This window comes from Xenorhabdus sp. IM139775, assembly GCF_028598745.1.
Taxonomy (GTDB): Bacteria; Pseudomonadota; Gammaproteobacteria; order Enterobacterales; family Enterobacteriaceae; genus Xenorhabdus.
The window spans coordinates 1-518 of record NZ_JAQRFK010000252.1 but is presented as its reverse complement, the minus strand read 5'-3'; the positions used below and the strand labels follow the sequence as shown (position 1 = coordinate 518).

Below are 518 nucleotides of genomic sequence, written 5' to 3'. Positions count from 1 at the left end.
CATACACAAGCTAGGCTTGATTTGACGACGGCAATACTTAACGTTACTGGATTTACTCAAGCTTATACTCTATATATTGTTAATTCTCCTCATAAAAGCCCATTCGAACTTGGTAGCCCAACGATACAGGAAATGGGCGAAGGCAACATAATTAAACAAGATTTGACCTCTTTTTCGAAATATTTTCATGTTCAAATTCCTTCCTATCAACCTGCTTATGCTACAGATGGAATTCTGTTTTTTATAAAAAGTGGAGTGCATAATAAAATAACATTACTTGAACCTATATATAAAGTTAATAGTGTTAATGAATTGCCAAATAGAGTTTTTAAATTATCATACAATGAGTTACCAGTTAACGAACGAGTTGAGTTTTATTATCTTATTTCTTCTATAGAAGGTGAAGTAAGAAAATCTTATCCAATTACAGTAAAGTACGTTGGTAACGACTCATCTAACGGCAGGGTTTACAACAAAGTCAAAATATACACTAGCCATGCAACCCCTCCTATTGATGT

General features: G+C 33.2%; 1 protein-coding gene. It reads left to right on the top strand.

The window, feature by feature from the left end; all coding sequences use genetic code 11:
- Positions 1–518: hypothetical protein (locus PSI17_RS17305; protein WP_273553129.1), on the top strand; the 518-nt coding region annotated here is incomplete at both ends.